15 protein-coding genes and 1 tRNA gene are annotated in these 18,094 nt (G+C 49.7%); 10 read left to right on the forward strand and 6 right to left on the reverse strand.

The features are described 5' to 3' along the window. Positions 1 to 186: 186 nt before the first annotated feature. Positions 187 to 264, reverse strand: a tRNA-Val gene (locus ACFOET_RS20520). 117 nt (positions 265 to 381) lie between these two features. Between ACFOET_RS20520 and ACFOET_RS20525 the strand changes: the two genes are divergently transcribed. The 6 genes from ACFOET_RS20525 to ACFOET_RS20550 all read left to right on the forward strand — a co-directional run bounded on the left by ACFOET_RS20525 (position 382) and on the right by ACFOET_RS20550 (position 5,875). Continuing rightward, positions 382 to 1,728: a sigma-54-dependent transcriptional regulator gene (locus ACFOET_RS20525; protein ID WP_379026230.1), complete on the forward strand. Its 1,347-nt coding sequence runs from the start codon at positions 382 to 384 to the stop codon at positions 1,726 to 1,728. 2 nt (positions 1,729 to 1,730) lie between these two features. After that, entirely contained in the window at positions 1,731 to 3,050 is a 1,320-nt protein-coding gene (locus ACFOET_RS20530; protein ID WP_379026232.1) for a sensor histidine kinase, read from the forward strand. Positions 3,051 to 3,075: 25 nt separating this feature from the next. Continuing rightward, positions 3,076 to 3,519, forward strand: a complete 444-nt coding sequence (locus tag ACFOET_RS20535) for a low molecular weight protein-tyrosine-phosphatase (protein WP_379026234.1) — start codon at positions 3,076 to 3,078, stop codon at positions 3,517 to 3,519. 396 nt (positions 3,520 to 3,915) lie between these two features. Continuing rightward, positions 3,916 to 4,266 carry a hypothetical protein gene (locus ACFOET_RS20540; protein ID WP_379026236.1) on the forward strand — a complete coding sequence of 117 codons (351 nt, stop codon included), beginning with the start codon at positions 3,916 to 3,918 and terminating at the stop codon, positions 4,264 to 4,266. An 81-nt stretch (positions 4,267 to 4,347) separates the two neighbouring features. After that, positions 4,348 to 5,097 carry a peptidylprolyl isomerase gene (locus ACFOET_RS20545; RefSeq protein ID WP_379026238.1) on the forward strand — a complete coding sequence of 250 codons (750 nt, stop codon included), beginning with the start codon at positions 4,348 to 4,350 and terminating at the stop codon, positions 5,095 to 5,097. A gap of 10 nt (positions 5,098 to 5,107) precedes the next feature. Then, positions 5,108 to 5,875, forward strand: coding sequence for an exodeoxyribonuclease III (locus ACFOET_RS20550; protein WP_379026240.1), 768 nt, complete (start codon positions 5,108 to 5,110; stop codon positions 5,873 to 5,875). A gap of 17 nt (positions 5,876 to 5,892) precedes the next feature. Here the strand turns inward: ACFOET_RS20550 and ACFOET_RS20555 are convergent, their stop codons facing one another. Further along, on the reverse strand, positions 5,893 to 7,665 hold the full coding sequence (locus ACFOET_RS20555) for an AsmA family protein (protein WP_379026242.1): 1,773 nt from the start codon (positions 7,663 to 7,665) through the stop codon (positions 5,893 to 5,895). 173 nt (positions 7,666 to 7,838) lie between these two features. On the opposite strand from ACFOET_RS20555, the gene ACFOET_RS20560 reads away from it, so the two are divergent. From ACFOET_RS20560 to ACFOET_RS20570, 3 genes are read left to right on the forward strand one after another with little or no spacing between them, the layout of a single operon-like run. After that, entirely contained in the window at positions 7,839 to 8,936 is a 1,098-nt protein-coding gene (locus tag ACFOET_RS20560; RefSeq protein WP_379026244.1) for a vWA domain-containing protein, read from the forward strand. Between the two features lie 49 nt (positions 8,937 to 8,985). Continuing rightward, the gene (locus ACFOET_RS20565; RefSeq protein WP_379026246.1) at positions 8,986 to 10,488 is read left to right on the forward strand and encodes a sigma 54-interacting transcriptional regulator; all 1,503 of its coding nucleotides are present in this window, start codon (positions 8,986 to 8,988) and stop codon (positions 10,486 to 10,488) included. A gap of 40 nt (positions 10,489 to 10,528) precedes the next feature. Continuing rightward, positions 10,529 to 11,614, forward strand: coding sequence for an Ldh family oxidoreductase (locus ACFOET_RS20570; protein WP_379026248.1), 1,086 nt, complete (start codon positions 10,529 to 10,531; stop codon positions 11,612 to 11,614). On the opposite strand, the gene ACFOET_RS20575 is transcribed toward ACFOET_RS20570, so the two are convergent. The 3 genes from ACFOET_RS20575 to ACFOET_RS20585 form a co-directional block, all read right to left on the reverse strand. Then, positions 11,611 to 13,233, reverse strand: coding sequence for an AsmA family protein (locus ACFOET_RS20575; protein WP_379026250.1), 1,623 nt, complete (start codon positions 13,231 to 13,233; stop codon positions 11,611 to 11,613). The two genes, ACFOET_RS20570 and ACFOET_RS20575, sit on opposite strands and share 4 nt — an antisense overlap. Before the next feature lie 35 nt (positions 13,234 to 13,268). Continuing rightward, the gene (locus ACFOET_RS20580; protein ID WP_379026252.1) at positions 13,269 to 13,706 is read right to left on the reverse strand and encodes an RrF2 family transcriptional regulator; all 438 of its coding nucleotides are present in this window, start codon (positions 13,704 to 13,706) and stop codon (positions 13,269 to 13,271) included. A 69-nt stretch (positions 13,707 to 13,775) separates the two neighbouring features. After that, entirely contained in the window at positions 13,776 to 16,001 is a 2,226-nt protein-coding gene (locus tag ACFOET_RS20585) for a glycoside hydrolase family 20 protein (protein WP_379026254.1), read from the reverse strand. A gap of 137 nt (positions 16,002 to 16,138) precedes the next feature. Between ACFOET_RS20585 and ACFOET_RS20590 the strand changes: the two genes are divergently transcribed. Next, positions 16,139 to 16,981, forward strand: a complete 843-nt coding sequence (locus ACFOET_RS20590; RefSeq protein WP_379026256.1) for a glycoside hydrolase family 16 protein — start codon at positions 16,139 to 16,141, stop codon at positions 16,979 to 16,981. Between the two features lie 23 nt (positions 16,982 to 17,004). Here the strand turns inward: ACFOET_RS20590 and ACFOET_RS20595 are convergent, their stop codons facing one another. Continuing rightward, the gene (locus ACFOET_RS20595; RefSeq protein WP_379026258.1) at positions 17,005 to 18,072 is read right to left on the reverse strand and encodes a M20 family metallo-hydrolase; all 1,068 of its coding nucleotides are present in this window, start codon (positions 18,070 to 18,072) and stop codon (positions 17,005 to 17,007) included. Between the last annotated feature and the right edge of the window lie 22 nt (positions 18,073 to 18,094).

Consider the following 18,094-nt stretch of genomic DNA (forward strand, 5'->3'; position numbering starts at 1 on the left):
TCTGTTGTTCAGCCAGCCCGGCACAGCCGGGCAGCGAACCGAGCCAAACCTACCAAGGCAATCCGTTAAACTTGACTTTTCGGCGTGCGCTAACTTTGACCTGATTAGCTCGGTTCCAGGCCACACGAAAATAAATTTCGACCAAATAAAAAAAGCCGCTTTCCTGCAAGAAAACGGCTTTTTGATTGGTGGGAGCTACTGGGTTCGAACCAGTGACCCCCTGCTTGTAAGGCAGGTGCTCTGAACCAGCTGAGCTAAGCTCCCTTTGTTTTGGGTTTGCAAATATAGTGCTGTTAAATGACATTCAAAATTTTTTTTCATTTTTTTGAGGGTAGCCGCATTAATTGTAGCTTTACATAATGATTCCACTCAGCAATTCATATGAAGCACGCTCACATTTTAGTGGTAGACGATGATCCGGATGTCCTGACCGCTGTACGCCTATTGCTTAAACAACAGACCGGTAAAATTATCACTGAACACAGTCCTGAACAAATTCCAGCCATACTTGCTAAGGAAACGCTTGACTTGGTACTGCTGGATATGAACTTTAAAAGCACCATCAATACCGGCAACGAGGGGCTGTATTGGCTGAACCGCATAAAAGCCAGCAAACCGGATTTGCCTGTTGTTATGATCACAGCCTATGGCGCCATCGATTTAGCGGTAACTTCGCTAAAGCAGGGAGCTACTGATTTTGTAGTCAAGCCCTGGCAAAATGAACAACTAATCGGAGTAATTGCAGGACTACTATCGAAAAAAGACCGCAGCAAAACCGAGCGTATTGACAACACCGCCGACCCTGAGTTTATCGGAGAGTCTGGAATGATGCAGGATCTACGTTATAAAATCAGCAAGATAGCCCCTACCGACGCCAATATACTGGTGCTTGGCGAGAACGGCACTGGCAAGGACCTTATCGCGGCGGCTATCCACCGGCAATCCAACCGTAGCAGCAAACCACTCGTAAAGGTAGACGTGGGCGCATTGACCGAAAGCCTGTTTGAAAGCGAACTCTTCGGCCACAAAAAAGGTGCATTTACCGATGCACGGGAAGATCGGGCAGGCCGCTTCGAAGCAGCAAATGGGGGCACACTCTTCCTTGATGAAATCGGCAACATTTCCCTTCAGCAACAGGCCAAGCTGCTGAGCGTGCTGCAAAACAGGCAAGTCATCCCTCTTGGCAGCAACACACCGGTTCCTGTAGACATCCGGCTGGTCTGCGCAACCAATGTGCCACTCACCGAGCTAGCCAACGAAAGCCGCTTCCGAAAAGACCTGATCTATCGGATCAATACGGTAGATATTCAAGTACCGCCTTTACGAGAGCGGGGAGACGATATCCTGCTATTGGCCAATCACTTTTTGCATCGATACGCGCAGAAATACATGAAGTCAACCGTAGGCTTCGATAAAAATGCTGAGCAGAAGCTGCTCAAATACCACTATCCAGGCAATGTGCGCGAACTCCAGTACAGCATCGAACGGGCCGTGATTATGGCCGATGGCGAAACCCTCGGATCAGGGGATATTATCTTTTCGGCCATCGAACAAGCGCCGCCCCATGGCCGACTCGGCGCGCCGGAAGAGCACAACTTGATTGAGCTTGAACGCTTGACCATCGCAAACGTAGTGGAAAAACACGGGGGAAACATCAGCAAAGCTGCCAAAGAACTCGGCATCACACGTACTGCCCTATACAGAAGGTTAAGCAAATATGATATCTAGGGATGCGGCGGTTCAGGCGGTTGATCTTTTTCCGGGCGGTATTGCTTTTGATGGCTTTGACGGGCTTGGCCTATTTGCTGTTCCATCGGCAGTATCTCTATGCATTGCTACTGGCCCCTCTATGCATATGGATACTTACACTCAATTTTCGTTCGCAACTGCGTGCCTATCGGGAACTTGAAGAGTTTGCCGAAGCAGCACGTTATCGTGATTTTACACGCTATTTCCCCCTGAGCTATGCCCGTGCCGAGCTGCTCCCTCTTCGGAGTGCTTTCAACGAAATAAACGCAGTCTTCAAAAAAATCAGCAGTGAGCGGGAAACCCAATACCAATACCTAAACCAAATATTGCAAATTGTAGACACCGCCATCCTGTCCTACAATATGGATACCCATGAAGTCGTTTGGATGAATGATGCATTTAAAAAGCTGTTTGGTATCCCTTATTTGCACCGTTTTTCAGCACTTCAGCGCAAGAATGCTGACCTCTACGAAAAAACCACACAATTAGTCCCCGGCGAACAGACCCTGCTCAATGCCAATTCCGCAAAAGGGAACATCAAATTGCTGCTCACCGCCAGCCACTTTCAGACACCAGAAGGGAAATTCCAACTTATCGTTTATCAAAACGTCAATGAAGCAATTGACGAGACGGAGGCGAAAGCCTGGCAAAAGCTGCTGAGCGTCCTCACGCATGAAATCATGAATTCCATTGCCCCGATATCGTCGCTCGCCGACACCCTAAAGAGCCGTCTGGACAACTTGCCGAAGAATGAGGAGCTGGAAGACATACGGCTGGGTACCGAAACCATCAAACGCAGAAGCGAAGGCTTGCTCAGATTCGCCGGCACGTATCGTTCGTTGAACAAAATCGAACGCCCCAACCTGACTAAGGTATACGCCGCCGACCTCCTTGAAAACCTTTACCAACTTATGGAGCCTTCGCTTGTCCAAAAGAACATCGAATTGGACATCATTCTGAAAGACACTCAGCTACAACTTGAGCTCGACGTCAACCTCATCGAACAGGTGCTGATCAATCTTTTGCTTAACGCCATGGAAGCGGTCAAGGAAACACCCAATCCGTACATTTCTCTTTTTGCTTCGGCCCATGATGGCAGGCCGCAAATAAAAGTAACGGACAACGGTAAAGGCATCCCATCCGATTTGCTTGAAAATATTTTTATCCCGTTTTTCACTACCCGCAAAACAGGCAGCGGAGTTGGCCTTACACTCAGCAAGCAAATTATGCTGCTTCATGGTGGAAATATTCTCGTACACAGCGAAGAAGGAAAAGGCAGCACCTTTACACTGCAATTTTGACCAAAATTCATAGTTTTGCGCGACGATGAAAATACTGATGGTCTGCTTGGGAAACATCTGCCGCTCGCCCCTGGCGCATGGCGTGATGCAGCACCTGGTCGAAGGGGAAGGCCTTAATTGGTATATCGACTCGGCCGGCACTGGCGGCTGGCATGTCGGATATCCGCCCGATCCGCGTGCGATAGCTGTAGCTAAACGATACGGTATCGATATTAGCAGGCAATGTGCCCAGCAACTTCACAGCGGTCACCTCGACACGTTTGACCTCATTTTCACCATGGATCGCTCCAATCTCCGCAATGTACTTGCCCTAGCCCAAACGCCTGCACAACGCTCACGCATCCGGCTTTTTATGGAAGATAAGGAAGTACCAGACCCCTATTATGACGACGGGCTATTTGAGCCGGTATATCAGCTAATAGAAACTCGATGTCGGGAGCTGATCGAGGTATTAAAAACTGTTAAATAAAAAAGCGCCACCGAAGCGACGCCTTTCCAGATACTAAAACAAACAGTTCATACTATACGAAGTAATTTACCGTTACTTTCTAAGATGCTTATCGTTATAGCAATATCGTGCCAATAAGAAGACGTGCCAACGCTGAGGACCCTATTTGCTAACCTCAACTTATAACTTACTGATATTTAGACAAACAGCATGCGACTCTAAATACCCCACTATCAATCCGCCGCATTGGTTCGCCTCGAACGCGCTGACATTACTCCCCATAATGTGGAAGTTATTCCACAGCATTACCGCCACTCATCAACTTTTGATCTCCTACCCATTAACGAGTCTTATCATGAACCTATGGAAGCGTATCTACTGGCTATCCGCTACTAAAAAAAATGTATCTTTGTAGGAATGAATGCGTCCGTAATTAATAAGAAATGGGCTGAGTTGCAAGCGAAAACAGCAGATCGTTTTGAAACGGAGAAACCTGACATCAAAGTAATGCTGTTTCTCATCGGGGTCCAAGAACTGGGCAAGGGGCCCATGAAATTCAACAAGCGGCAGAAGGAAGAATTAATGCATATTGCTACATGCCGCCTCTTCAGCGCTATGGGTTTCTACGAACTGGAAGGAATAGACCAAGACGGCTGGCCCCATTGGCGCCTTATTAAGCCGATCCCCAACTACACGCTGCTGGAGCAAGAAATGATCATTAAGTCGCTGATTATTGATTACTTCGAAGATGCGCTCCATAGCCCATGAGCACAAGCAGTGCACCGTGCTTATGGTTCACCATCTACAACAATTGATCAACACACATAATAAGAAAAACCAAATAGTTAAATGAAACATTTGCTGCTTATTACGGCGCTCATCGCCTTTCAAACTGCGCTCTATGCTGCTGCTCCACCAAATAAATACGTGCGAATTATTACCTCCCGGGGCGAATGCCTGCTAAAGCTGTATGACGAAACTCCTTTACACCGCGACAACTTTGTCAAGCTGGTGCGTGAGGGGTATTACAAAGACCTGTTGTTCCACCGGGTCATTCAGAATTTCATGATTCAGGGTGGCGACCCCAGTTCGCGGTATGCCGCCGAAAAGCAGCGGCTGGGCGAAGGCGGGCCGGGCTACACCATTCCTGCCGAATTTAGCGATAGTCTCTTTCACAAGAAAGGCGTTATTGGCGCAGCGCGTGATGACAACCCGGAAAAAGCGTCCAGCGGGTCCCAGTTTTATCTAGTGCAAGGGCGTACGTTTACGGACAGGGGGTTGGACAGCTTGGAACAATTACGGCTCGGTGGGCGGAAAATACCACCCCACCAACGGGAAGTATACAAAACGCTCGGCGGCACACCTCATCTCGATCAAAGCTACACCGTATTTGGCGAACTCATTTCGGGTATTGATGTCGTTGATCGCATTGCCGCCGTAGAAACCGATCGGTTTGACCGCCCTATAGACGACCAGCACATGGATATGGTCTTGCTCACCCGCCGGGAAGCTATCAACCTGGAACGCGAACAAGCCGGGCTGAAGCCGCGCAATGGGCTCTTCAGCAAGTTTTTGGACTTATTCAGGCCAAAGTATTGATACTGACGGGATGAAAATCGTTAGTTACAACGTCAACGGTATCCGTGCGGCAATGCGCAAAGACTGGCTAACGTGGCTAAAAATCACCGATGCCGATGTGGTGTGCTTACAGGAGATCAAAGCTACGCCCGACCAATTGCTTGAGCTACTCCAGATTGAACAGCTGGGCTATGAACACTATTGGTTCCCGGCAGTAAAAAAGGGGTATAGCGGCACGGCTATCCTCACCCGGATCAGCCCTAAGCATGTGGCGTATGGCTGCGGCCACGAAGACTATGACCGTGAAGGACGTATGATCCGCGTTGATTTTGACACCCTTTCGGTCATGAGCGCCTATTTCCCATCGGGTACTACCGGTGAAGTGCGGCAAGCGTTCAAATACCGGTTCCTTGACGACTTCCAATGGTACAGCGACCGGCTGCGCGAGTCGCTGCCAAACCTGGTTATTTGTGGCGACTACAACATTTGTCACCGACCTATTGATATCCATAATCCGATTAGCAACGCAAAATCATCGGGATTTCTTCCTGCCGAACGCGAATGGTTGGAAAACTTTATAAATTCGGGGTTCATCGATTCATTCCGCCACCTCCATCCCGAACCGCATCATTACACCTGGTGGACATTCCGGGCGAACGCCCGCGCCAGAAACCTTGGTTGGCGTATCGATTACAACATGGTCAGCAAGTCGCTCGAACACTGCCTGCTCCACGCGTCGCTGATGCCGGAAGCTATACACTCGGACCATTGTCCGGTGGTGTTGGAACTGGCTGACTGAGCCAAGCTTATGCGCTGCTACTGCGTCCCCTCACTCCGTTTCTTGAATATTCGCCGGAAAAAGTCGCCTGTTTTTTCAGACGCCTTTTTGGCCTCTTCGGCCGCATTCAACAGCCGCCGTTCTCGCTCGGGGCTAATGCCAGCGCATTCTTTGATACCTTGAGCCAAGCTTTGCCAGAGCATTTTGAAAAAAGACGCTGTTCGCGGGCGCGTGTAATTGATTCGGCCTCTGTGGTATTTCCCGTTGGCGTCCGGATTGCTATCATTGATAATAAAACTGTTTGCCAAAAAAGAGGCCACCCGCATGGAGGAGCTTTTCGCATTGTCATCCGCGGTTAGCAAGTGTAACCGCATGTTATCATAATTAAAGCGCAAGGATCCCCGCGAACGGCGATCGTCAGCCTGAACATCGAAACTTACGAATCTGATAGTTGCACTGGCAATTTCCGCATTTAGTAAGGGGGTTATAATGCGGTTAAGTGGCCTCCCATCCATGGCACCAAGCTTTCCCCTATAGGTATACGCCCCTCGTTCGTCCAACATGTCAAAGGCAAATACCATATTCAATTTGCCGGAGTTCATCAAGTAGGTCGTCAGATCGGCTTCCATCGTCTTGTTATGCACTAAGGCGAGGGAGTCATTCGTGACGTTCCTGAACACGCCGCTTGTGCGGTCAAACGTAATTTTTCCTTCTTTTTTATACTTGCGGCCCACTTCAGCATAGCTGATGTACACATCCTTCAATACCACGGAGTCGATCTTTAGCGGCTGCCGTATGTTCTGCAACAGCTGATGAGGAGACTTGCCAATCTTGTCCGTGGGCTGCTTCGGATACCGCAAATCATTGGAGATGGCCACCGTGCCGCTGTCGATATGTAAGCTTCCGGCATAAAGCTGATTATGATCTACAAATCGCTGAAAATCGACGCCCTCCAAGCGTATGGATGGGAACGCTATAACGGCCATATCCTTGGCTGCCTGTTTTCGCTTGTAAAACTCAGCTTTGCTCATCCGGGGGGCGTAAGTCAGCCCGGTCAACGTTAGTTGTCTATACAGAGTTGCTATCTGAAGGTGGTCAAAACTGATGTAGTAAAAACTATCTGGAGTCTCATACCTGAATCCGGGCATATCCACTTCAATAGCCCGCGTATGGTAGAATCGGGTAGTGTCAAATTGGGAAACCGAATCAATCAGGATGTCACTTACTTTTACATTTAAGTTTTGCAAAACCGTTTCATTCATCGTGGAGTCCGTTCGCTTGGAAAATCTAAACTGAATACCGTTGAAGTGGATATTGCTTACGCTGACTTCGGTGAGTATGCTAGATATCCGTTGGTACAGCGTCCGCGTATCACGCTTGGTTGTTAAGGTATCGTTGTAGGCGTGATAGGTATTGACCACATGAATGGTTGGCGTGTCAATAATGATGTCGTCTATCCGCAACCGCCGGTCAGACAAAACATCCCTTGGATAGAAGCGCCTGATCCGTAAATTTTCGATACTCATGTTGTAAACATTGTCAGGGGCCTGCCGTTCGAGCTCCATCACTGCGTACCTGTTGGTATCCACCGTTAGGCGTAAGTTTTTAATCGAGGCATGGCCGGTAATCAGATTGAATTTTAAATCGTCATAAGCGATCAGGTAAAGGCTATCGGTGGAGCTGATGATTGCTTCTTTGATTCGAGCATCCAGTATGGGTTTCCAATGCCGGCTTAGATACCACGCTCCTATCGCGATGACAGTCAGCAAACAAACCGCAATGCCAATTACCCATTTCCAAACCGATTTCATAAACAGAACTGCAAGTGTGAACGAGAAACAATAATTGACTAGCTATGTTTTTGTAAATATAGGAAATAGTAGTAGATTTCCTGCTCGATTTGGTACCCTTGTGAAAACGATTTTTAGCGACTAATCACCAAAACGAAGCAGGGGTAAACAAATTAATGATTTGACAGGAAAACATGCGCGGTTACCATTTTTCACCATACACCCCATCTAGCCTGCCCAAGGGGGGATTCGATGAGCTATTGAACCTTTTTATGCAGTTGCTGCAATACACGGCAGGTGATGCCGTAGAAGCGTTGGCTTGGCTCAACGAATTGGATAAGCAATATAACCTTACCGATGACAATTATGGCATCGGCGACTTTATCCAAGAGCTCAAAGACAAAGGCTACCTAACCGACGATCCATCTGCCGGGCAATTGCGCATCACCGCCAAGAGTGAGCAAACCATCCGCCAGTCAGCACTGGAAGAGATTTTCGGCAAACTCCGCAAAACCAGCCAGGGCAACCACAACACCAATTTTTCGGGGTTGGGCGATGAAAAAAATGCGGACCGGCGCGAATACCAATACGGTGATAGCCTTGATCAGATCGACATGACCACATCCATCCACAACGCTCAGGTCAATCATGGCATCGGGAATTTTTTGCTTACTGAACGCGATCTGGAAGTCGAGGAGCGAGACTATAAGACTTTGACATCTACCGTGTTGATGATCGACATATCACACAGCATGATCCTCTATGGCGAAGACCGCATCACGCCGGCCAAGAAAGTAGCCATGGCATTGGCAGAGCTTATCCGAACCCGCTACCCGAAAGATACGCTGGACATTGTCGTCTTTGGTAATGACGCGTGGCCTATTAGCCTCAAGGACCTCCCTTACCTGGAAGTAGGCCCCTACCACACCAATACACTGGCAGGGCTGGAACTGGCCACCGATCTGTTGCGCAGGCGTAAGACGCACAACAAGCAGATCTTCATGATCACAGACGGCAAACCAACGTGTCTCAAAGAGCATGGGCGCTATTACAAAAACAGCGTGGGGCTAGATCGCAAAGTAGTTAACAAAACACTGAACATGGCGGCTCAATGCAAGCGCCTCAATATACCCATCACCACCTTCATGATCGCTCGAGACCCGTATTTACAGCAATTCGTCCGCCAGTTTACCGAGACCAATGGAGGCAAAGCTTTTTATAGCTCACTGCAAGGGCTGGGTGAGTACATCTTCGAAGATTACATCCGAAACCGGAGAAAGACACTAAAGTGATTAGTGGCCTAATGAATCAAGAACAAAAATCAAGAACTAAAAACAACGAATGAATACCGATCACAGATCACTGGTCACCGACCACATCACGACGTTAGGCGAATTAAAAAAAACCGGTTACCAACCCAAAAGCGTAAAAGAAGAACTAAGAGCTAACCTCATCAAGCAGTTGCAGGAAAACAACGCAGGTTTTCAAGGGATCGTAGGATATGATGACACCGTGATCCCTGAACTACAGACAGCCATTCTCTCGCGGCACAATATCCTGTTGCTCGGTCTGCGCGGTCAGGCTAAAACCCGTATCGCACGTCTGATGATACACCTGCTGGATGAATACGTACCTTATGTCGCCGGGAGTGAGCTGTATGACGATCCATTGGCGCCCATTTCATGGTATGCCCGCCATGAGATTGACACGAAAGGCGACGACACCCACATTGCCTGGCTACACCGTTCAGCACGCTACACCGAAAAACTAGCCACACCTGATGTAACCGTAGCCGACCTGGTCGGCGATGTCGATCCCATCAAGGCTGCCACAATGAAACTGACCTATAATGACGAACGCGTCATCCACTTCGGATTGATTCCAAGAGCGCACCGAGGCATTTTCGTCATCAACGAGCTGCCAGACCTCCAAGCCCGAATCCAAGTAGCCCTTTTCAATATGTTGCAGGAAAAAGACATCCAAATACGGGGCTTCAAACTTAGATTGCCCCTTGATATCCAGTTTGTGTTTACCGCGAACCCGGAAGATTATACCAACCGGGGAGCCATTGTTACCCCGCTCAAAGACCGTATCGAAAGCCAAATTCTAACCCATTATCCGAAAAATATAGACATTTCCCGTAAAATAACCTTTCAGGAAGCTCGCATTACACCTGAGCAACAAGCTGCTGTCGATGTCGATGGCTTGCTGAAAGATTTAGTGGAACAGGTGGCGTTCGAGGCGCGGCAAAGTGAGTTCATCGATCAAAAGTCGGGGGTATCGGCCCGGCTCACCATTTCAGCCTATGAAAACTTGATAAGCGCCGCTGAGCGGCGGATGCTCGTTTCCGGCCAGCGGAAAACTGTAGCCCGCTTATCAGACTTTGCAGGCATTATCCCTGCCATCACCGGAAAGATCGAACTGGTATATGAAGGTGAGCTGGAAGGCCCGGTGCATGTAGCGCACCGACTGATTGGATCTGCGGTCAAAACGCTCTTTACGCAGTACTTTCCACATCCTGAGAAGGCAAAAAAATCAAAAGTCGAAAACCCTTATTCCGCCGTCATCGACTGGTTTACGCTGGGAAACCATCTCGAGCTGACGGATCACCTCTCTGACAGCCAATACAAAAAGACACTCATGCAGGTTCCCGGCTTGCACACATTGGTCAAAAAGCTGCATCCCAAACTTGCCGAAAGCCAGCAATTGCTGCTCATGGAATTTGTACTACATGGATTAGCGGAGTACTCGCAGCTCAGCAAAAACTACCTCAATGGCGGTATCGGCTTCGCCGACATGCTGGGCAGCTTATTCAATGGGGGGTTTGATGATCTGGAAGACTGACTGGCAGCTGGTTGCGGCAATACACATAAAGCACTACTAAATGAAAATTACTGAGCAGCAGTTGCGTGCGTTTACCCATGAAGTCTTTAAATCGATTGGCTGCCCGGACGCTGACGCAGCACTGGCGGCAGATGTACTTCTTTCGGCCGACCTCCGTGGCATTGATTCGCATGGTGTGGCCCGCCTAAGCGGGTATGTGCGGCTGTGGGAAAACGGTCGGCTCAATCCCACGCCCAGTATTCGCGTGGCACATGAAACGCCCACAACGGCTACACTCGATGGCGACCGCGGCCTTGGGCTGGTTGTTGCACCATACGCCATGGATATCGCCTTGGAGAAAGCCCGGCAATATGGCTCCGGCTGGGTGGCCATCCGAAATTCCAATCACTTTGGCATTGCCGCCTATCATGCATTGAAAGCGGTGCAGCACGACATGATCGGCTATGCCATGACCAACGCCAGCCCCCTTGTGGCGCCCACCTTTTCATCCGAACGTCTCTTGGGCACCAACCCGGTATGCTACGCCTTTCCGGCAGGTCAATACCCACCTGTAGTGGTAGACATGGCTACTTCCGCGGCGGCAAACGGCAAACTGGAAATTGCCCAGCGGATGAACGTTCCTATCCCGGAAGGCTGGGCGCTCACACCGGATGGAAAACCAACCACGGACCCTAATGCCGTTACGGCCGGCGGGGCGCTGCTGCCCTTAGGAAGCGAGTACGGGCGCGGCAGCCACAAAGGGTTCGCCCTCTCAGCCACGGTAGACATCCTGTCTGGGGTATTATCGGGCGCAAACTATGGCCCTTGGGTACCGCCATTCGTAGCATACCTTCAGCCTTTGGCTGATCAACCAGGGCAAGGAATAGGCCACTTTGTAGGTGCTATGCGCGTAGACGGCTTCCGGCCGGTTGCCGAGTTTAAAATCCATATTGACCAATGGATCACCCGCTTTAAAAACGCCCGGCGTGTCAATCCCGAGCAGGGGGTCATCATCCCCGGAGAGCCGGAATATCAAGCTATGCACCAACGCAAAAAGCAGGGCATACCCTTGGCGGGCAAAGTGGTCGAGAGCCTGGAAGCCCTTGGATCAAAGTTCGGGATTGCTTTGCCAGCAACGATCCGCTAATCTCCAAGGCCGATGCACGCTTTCGTCCCTTCGCGGATACTGCGCCAGATCATCTTGAAGAAGGAAAACGTTTCCGGGCGGGAAATGTAAACCGTACCGGTGTGGTACACACCATTGGCGTCAGGGTTGCTATCATTCAGCAAAAACCGGTTTGCGAAGAAAGAAACCACCGATTTCCTTTCGCCGGCATTGCGGCCAGAGCCTTCCAAGAGGTTTACTTTCAGCCCCTGATAATCGAATTGTAACGTGCCTTCGGTGCGTCGGTCGTCAGCTTTCATCTCTAAGCGCATCGATTGGATGTCAGCATGCTCCACCTCCACGTTCAGATGCGGGGTTAGCATGCGGTTGAATGCATTTCCATTCATCGGCCCAAGCTCGGCCTCATAAGTATGCCCGCCGAGGCTATCTAGCAGATCAAAACGGAAACTGACAGACAAGTCGCCCGCCCCCATCACCTTTGATCTCGCATCAAACGTCAGAAACCGGTTGTGCCTCAACCCAACGGTGTCATTCGTTACATTACGGATCATGGCCTCTGTCTGTTCGAACGTCACTGATCCCGCCTTTCCCGTTTGATCGCTCACCTCTGTAAACCGGATATCTAGTGCTCCTAAACGCACTGAGTCGATTCTTATCCGCTGCTCCCAACTCATCAGTTGCTGGTGGGGCGACTTGCCGATTTTATTTTCCGGCGGATTAGGCTGTAGCTTGTCCTTATAAATCGAAATGGCTCCGCTATCAATGTGTAGCGCGCCGGCGGCAAGTAGCCCCTGGGCGGTCCATTGCGCTGCATCGATAGCCTCCAGCCTTACCGATTCTATGTTTACATCCGCAATGTCCTCCGCCAGGCCCACTTGCCGGTAAAATGCCGCTTTGCTCACCGTCAGCCCGTACTGGAGATCCCGTATCAGCAGCTCCCGTTGCGCCATGCTCATTTTCAATGCTTTCAAACGGAGGCGGTACAAGCTATCGCCCCTTGTATAGCTAACGTTCCTTGCGTCCACTTCCATATTCTTAGCGTAATACAGTCGCGTGGTATCGCGCCAAGCTACCGAATCAATGCGGAGATCTCCGATTGTTACGTCCATCTGGTCTATTAGCAAGCGTGTCGCATCATTCCGAGCTGTAAGCGCCAGTTGCCCTTCGTTCAAAACTATGTGCTTTACCCGTGTCCCATTTAGCGTGTGTTGGAGGCGTTCGAAAAAAGATTCATTTGCTGTGTCGGCGTTTGCCGTGTCTGATTGGCCACCTAGGATCAAGCGCACTGTCGGCTTATCGATGACCACGGTGTTGATTGATACTTTGCCTGAAAAGAGCAACCGCAGCAACCCCGCCCCTTTTACTTGCAGACGCCCAATACGAATATCATACACGGTATTCCGGGCGGCGGTATCGGGAATAAGCTGCACAGTTGTTGCCTCCGCGCTCCCCGTAAACAGCGATACCCTAAGGCTGTCATAAGCTAATCGGTACAAGCCATCTGTTTCCGAAGCCACTAAGGCTTCCAATTGCGTCTCCAGCCGCGGCACCCATCGATGGCTTACATACCAATTGGCAATTACGAAAAAGACCAGCAAGCCAGCGGCGATGCCAAGGCCCAATTTCCAGATAGGCTTCATTAAGGGAAGAAACGTTTTGATCCAGATAAATGTTTTTACATACCCAGCGACAACCGCTTTTCTTTATTGATGATATCTGCAATACTGGTGTCGTTGAGAATTTGCAGCATGGCGTTCCGCACGTCAACAAAGGTGTCGCGGATGCCGCACACCTCTTCCGACTTACACTCGTCGCAGCTTCGGTAGAAATTTAGACTTACGCAGGGTAGTAACGCTATCGGGCCATCAATGAGCCGCATTACCTGCGACAACCGGATATCCGCTGGCGCCTTATTGAGGCTATAGCCACCACCAGCCCCTTTTTTACTATAAAGGATACCAGCATTGCGCATCTCCAACAAAATCTGTTCGAGGAATTTCTTCGGGATGCGCTCTTCCTCGGCGATACGCACAATCTGCATGGGTTCCCTGCCGTAATTGCGGCCCAGAACAATCAACGCTTTAATCGCGTATTTCGTTTTTTTGGATAACATCCCTGGCTGTTAGTGTATTCAATTAACAACAAAGGTACGATTTTTCTGTAAATTGAAGCCTATAAGCCGTCAATACACCACCACCTCATCTGTAAGCAACAGTGCATTTTGGACATTGGTAGCCACCACACGCACATACCTTGCAGTGTGCACGGTGTCAAAATCAAGTTGGAAGGTTTTGACTTTCCTTATACTGCTATCGGATGGCCCGTCATCCCTCACTGTACCCACCTCCCTGAAATTTTTACCATTGTCGGACAATAATACCTTCACCTCTCCCGGAAGCTGTGCATTGGCTGCAGGATCGAGCAAGAAATCAACAGCTACTGAGTTGATCGCTTCCCTGCGTTCTAAATCGATAGTCACATCGAAATTATTTGAAAAGCCCTGCCACTGCCCATCATCAGGACGTTTCCCGCCTTTCTGTCCGTTCAGGAGTGTACTGTCTTTCTGCGCGGCATAGGTATCCCATGGCGTTTGGTACTGGATGCTTTTGCCGATAGCTTTATGAATATCGGCCTTTGCTTCAGCAATCGGTCCAACACGCGCCGAATCGATGAAATAAGCTGCTTTGACGATAGCAGGGACTGCCAGTTCAATAGGCTTGGTATACAACGGTGATTTGGCATCGGGTTCTTCACCGTCTGTTGTATAGCGAATGCCCAGCTTATGCTGCTCCGACGTCATCGAAACAGTATTCGTCAGCGTGTCAGCGTTGAAATCAACGGTGAGGTCGACGTTGAAAGAAGGCCTGCGATAGTTGACACCCAGTCGCTGAAGCAACAGATAGTGCTGATGCACGCGCTTTGCGAAATCGTCCCAATTGCGTCGTTCGGGTGCTGACCAGGCGACCTCAGCCAACGCCAAAGCACGCGGAAACACCATGTTTTCTACATGAGCTGGTGTAGGGAGGTATTCCGTCCATACATTGCCTTGAGCCCCCAAGACATGCTTCTGCTTATCGGCCGATATGCCGCTGACCGGTTCGTATTCGTATACACTCCTCAGGGGTATATCTTCGCCGATTGTTTCGGGTTCTTTACTGGGGGCTGTTATGATTACGTCGTGTCCCGCATTTGCTGCTTGCACGCCGCTTTCTCTGTCGAGCCAACTCATCACGACTGCTGAAGGCGGAGGCCCGCCCTCCAATAGTGCATCCCATCCGATGAGTTTTCTGCCCTGCGATTGCAGAAAACGCCCAATGCGTTTTACGGCATAGTCTTGCAATTCTTCTACATCCTCCAATCCCTCTTTTTCCATCAATGCCTTACATTTAGGGCAAGTATTCCAAGCTTCCTTGTCCACTGCTTCTCCCCCAATATGAATATATTCAGACGGGAAAATGGGAATGATTTCCTGCAATACATTTCTCACGAAGGTAAAACTTTCTTCATTGCCCACGCAAAACGTGGGGTGCCGGTACGGCGTACCCGTGCATGACAATTGAGGATAAACCGCAAGCACTTCACCGGAATTCCCCAGCATTTCGATTTCCGGTATAATGGTGATTCCTTTCCGTGCCGCATAAGTAACCAAGTCCCTTGCCTCTTCTTGGGTATAATACCCTCCGCTGGCATTGGGGTGTCCTTCATCCAGGTACCGCCGCCCATTCTGCCACCAATCCTGCCACTCCACATGCGTCCGCCATGCCGCCTTTTGGGTCAGTTTGGGATAGCGCTTGATCTCCAACCGCCAGCCCGGCCCGTCCGTGAGGTGCCAATGAAAGGTGTTGAATTTGTAAAGCGCCATGATGTCAATGAATTTCTTCAGAAATGACACAGGATAAAAATGCCGCGAGGCGTCGAGATGAAGTCCGCGGTAACCAAACCTTGGTTTGTCTTCGATCAACAGTGCCGGCAACTCCCTCCCGTTCGGCAATGTATAGGACAGTTGCAGCACGGTAAATATCCCATGGAGCATGGCAGCAGGCCCATGGGCTGTAATCTGGATTCCCGAGGTGTCGACCTCCAGCCGATAGGCATTGACGGGCAACCGATCTATATCACGGGCCTGTATAAGCCGCACGCCGGTTTCCGGGATACGTCTGTGTGATCGGATACGTTCGACGGCTGAAAAACTGGTGTATGGATGCTCTGACAACACTGAAGCTACTTCCATAAACGGTTCGAATGCATAGAGCGATGTGACCGCAGGAAACACAAAGGTTCCTTCACGGATTTCCAATGTACTGGGCTGGGGAATAATGGAAACCTGATCTTGGGAAAAGACAGGCACTGCCACAACGAACGGCAAAACCAATAAACCCAATATCAGCCTAAGTGCGAATTGAGCCATGCAAACTGCTTGTTAATAGTGTATCTGATACAAACCTACTCAAAATGCTTAAACTATGCAATTATCCTTACCTTTGTTGCCGAATAAACTCGTCGGACCAATGCCGGACCGCCTTAGGTAACAAAAATGATTATTGCATGACAAGCTTTTTTTTGATTCCGCTGCTTCTCCTTACGCATGGAAAAGACACTGCGGCACCGAATAATCCTACACCCAAACCGCCACAGCCAAAAGAATATACCTTTGCCAGCACGCCATCCTGGGCGGACGAATTTGACTACGACGGATTGCCCGATGATGAAAAATGGGAATATGATGTGGGTTCACAAAACAACGGCTGGGGTAATCATGAGCTGCAATATTACACCGAGAAACGGCCGGAGAACGCCCGTGTGGCGGATGGGGTTTTAAAGATCACTGCCGTAAAAGAAGAATACGAGGGCTTTAACTATACTTCTGCAAGGCTGGTAAGCCGCGGCAAAGCCGATTTCTTATATGGTAGGTTTGAGGTGCGCGCAAAAGTACCTCCAGGGCGTGGTACATGGCCTGCGGTATGGATGCTACCCACTGACTGGGAGTACGGCGCATGGCCCGCATCCGGCGAGATCGACATCCTTGAACATGTGGGCCACGATGAGGATGTGATTCACATCAGTGTCCATACGGCCGCATATAATCATGCAATTGGCACCCAGAAAACCGCCAAAAAAAAAATTGAACGTGCAACAACAGCATTTCATACTTACCGAGTAGATTGGACGCCCACATATATACGCGGATTTGTTGATGGCACACAAATCTTCAGCTTCACCAATGAAGGCACCGGATTCCATGTATGGCCATTTGATAAAAAATTCCACTGGCTTATCAACATAGCAGTCGGCGGAAACTGGGGCGGCATCGAAGGTGTAGACGATGAGATTTTCCCAGCCACCATGGAGATAGACTACGTCCGGGTATACCCGATTATTGAAAACTGATGTTCTTCGGATCGCTACCGGAATCAGTTTCCTTTCACCACCTTATCTAATATGGCGATGTATAGGCGAATACCTTCGCCTATTTCGTCGATATAAATAAACTCGTCCGCCATGTGTGAACGGGCAGAATCGCCCGGCCCTAGCTTCAGCGATGGAATATCCAGCAGCGCTTGATCGCTGGTCGTCGGAGACCCATAGGTAGTGCGACCCAGGGCAATACCCGCCTGTACAATGGGGTGATCTTTCGGAATAGATGATGGTTTCAGTCTTACAGAACGGGGCTTTACTTCACAGCTTACGTGCTTACGGATAATCTCCAGCACTTCTTCATTGCGATAAGCATCGGTTACCCGGATATCCACCACAAACTCGCACGACGCTGGAACCACGTTGTGCTGCGAGCCCGCGTGGATGACGGTAACACTCATCTTAATCGGACCGAATTCCTCAGATTCCCGGGGAAAGCGGTAGCTGATAAACCATTCAATATCCCGCAGCGCTTTATAGATGGCATTATCTCCTTCCTCGCGCGCAGCATGCCCAGCTTTGCCATGGGCTGTGCAATCAAGCACCATGAGTCCCCGTTCGGCAACTGCCAAGTGCATCAACGTTGGCTCCCCCACAATAGCAAATGCCAACGGACCGAGATCAGGGACAACAAGTTCAAGTCCGTTTGTGCCGGAAATCTCCTCCTCCGCAGTTGCAGCAAGACAAAAATTATAGCGGAGACCTTCTTGCGGGAAAAAGTGCAAAAAAGCAGCAATTAACGATACAAGACATCCACCGGCATCATTGCTTCCCAAGCCAAACAGTTTTCCATCCCCCATGTCGGGCGAAAACGGATTGCGCGTGTAACCCGTATTGGGTTTCACAGTATCATGATGAGAATTGAGCAGGATAGTGGGTTTGGACGGATCATAAAACTTGTTGTACGCCCACACATTGTTCAGCTTACGATAGGTTCTAACGCCACGCTGCTGCAGAAACCGTTCGATTGCATCGCCGGTTTGATTTTCCTCCTTGCTGAAGGAAGGAATACGGATGAGGTCGCGCAACAGCGAAACGCTATCTTCAGTAAGTTTTTCTGTCATTTCAACGTGACGATTTTTAGTT

Source organism: Parapedobacter deserti, from assembly GCF_042646065.1.
Classification (GTDB): domain Bacteria; phylum Bacteroidota; class Bacteroidia; order Sphingobacteriales; family Sphingobacteriaceae; genus Parapedobacter; species Parapedobacter deserti.

Coding starts and splice junctions, on each gene's coding strand:
- ACFOET_RS20575 (WP_379026250.1), bottom strand. CDS start 13,233: ATGAAGCCTATCTGGAAATTGGGCCTTGGCATCGCCGCTGGCTTGCTG.
- ACFOET_RS20565 (WP_379026246.1), top strand. CDS start 8,986: ATGAATACCGATCACAGATCACTGGTCACCGACCACATCACGACGTTA.
- ACFOET_RS20595 (WP_379026258.1), bottom strand. CDS start 18,072: ATGACAGAAAAACTTACTGAAGATAGCGTTTCGCTGTTGCGCGACCTC.
- ACFOET_RS20580 (WP_379026252.1), bottom strand. CDS start 13,706: ATGTTATCCAAAAAAACGAAATACGCGATTAAAGCGTTGATTGTTCTG.
- ACFOET_RS20545 (WP_379026238.1), top strand. CDS start 4,348: ATGAAACATTTGCTGCTTATTACGGCGCTCATCGCCTTTCAAACTGCG.
- ACFOET_RS20560 (WP_379026244.1), top strand. CDS start 7,839: ATGCGCGGTTACCATTTTTCACCATACACCCCATCTAGCCTGCCCAAG.
- ACFOET_RS20525 (WP_379026230.1), top strand. CDS start 382: ATGAAGCACGCTCACATTTTAGTGGTAGACGATGATCCGGATGTCCTG.
- ACFOET_RS20540 (WP_379026236.1), top strand. CDS start 3,916: ATGAATGCGTCCGTAATTAATAAGAAATGGGCTGAGTTGCAAGCGAAA.
- ACFOET_RS20550 (WP_379026240.1), top strand. CDS start 5,108: ATGAAAATCGTTAGTTACAACGTCAACGGTATCCGTGCGGCAATGCGC.
- ACFOET_RS20590 (WP_379026256.1), top strand. CDS start 16,139: ATGACAAGCTTTTTTTTGATTCCGCTGCTTCTCCTTACGCATGGAAAA.
- ACFOET_RS20535 (WP_379026234.1), top strand. CDS start 3,076: ATGAAAATACTGATGGTCTGCTTGGGAAACATCTGCCGCTCGCCCCTG.
- ACFOET_RS20570 (WP_379026248.1), top strand. CDS start 10,529: ATGAAAATTACTGAGCAGCAGTTGCGTGCGTTTACCCATGAAGTCTTT.
- ACFOET_RS20585 (WP_379026254.1), bottom strand. CDS start 16,001: ATGGCTCAATTCGCACTTAGGCTGATATTGGGTTTATTGGTTTTGCCG.
- ACFOET_RS20555 (WP_379026242.1), bottom strand. CDS start 7,665: ATGAAATCGGTTTGGAAATGGGTAATTGGCATTGCGGTTTGTTTGCTG.
- ACFOET_RS20530 (WP_379026232.1), top strand. CDS start 1,731: ATGCGGCGGTTCAGGCGGTTGATCTTTTTCCGGGCGGTATTGCTTTTG.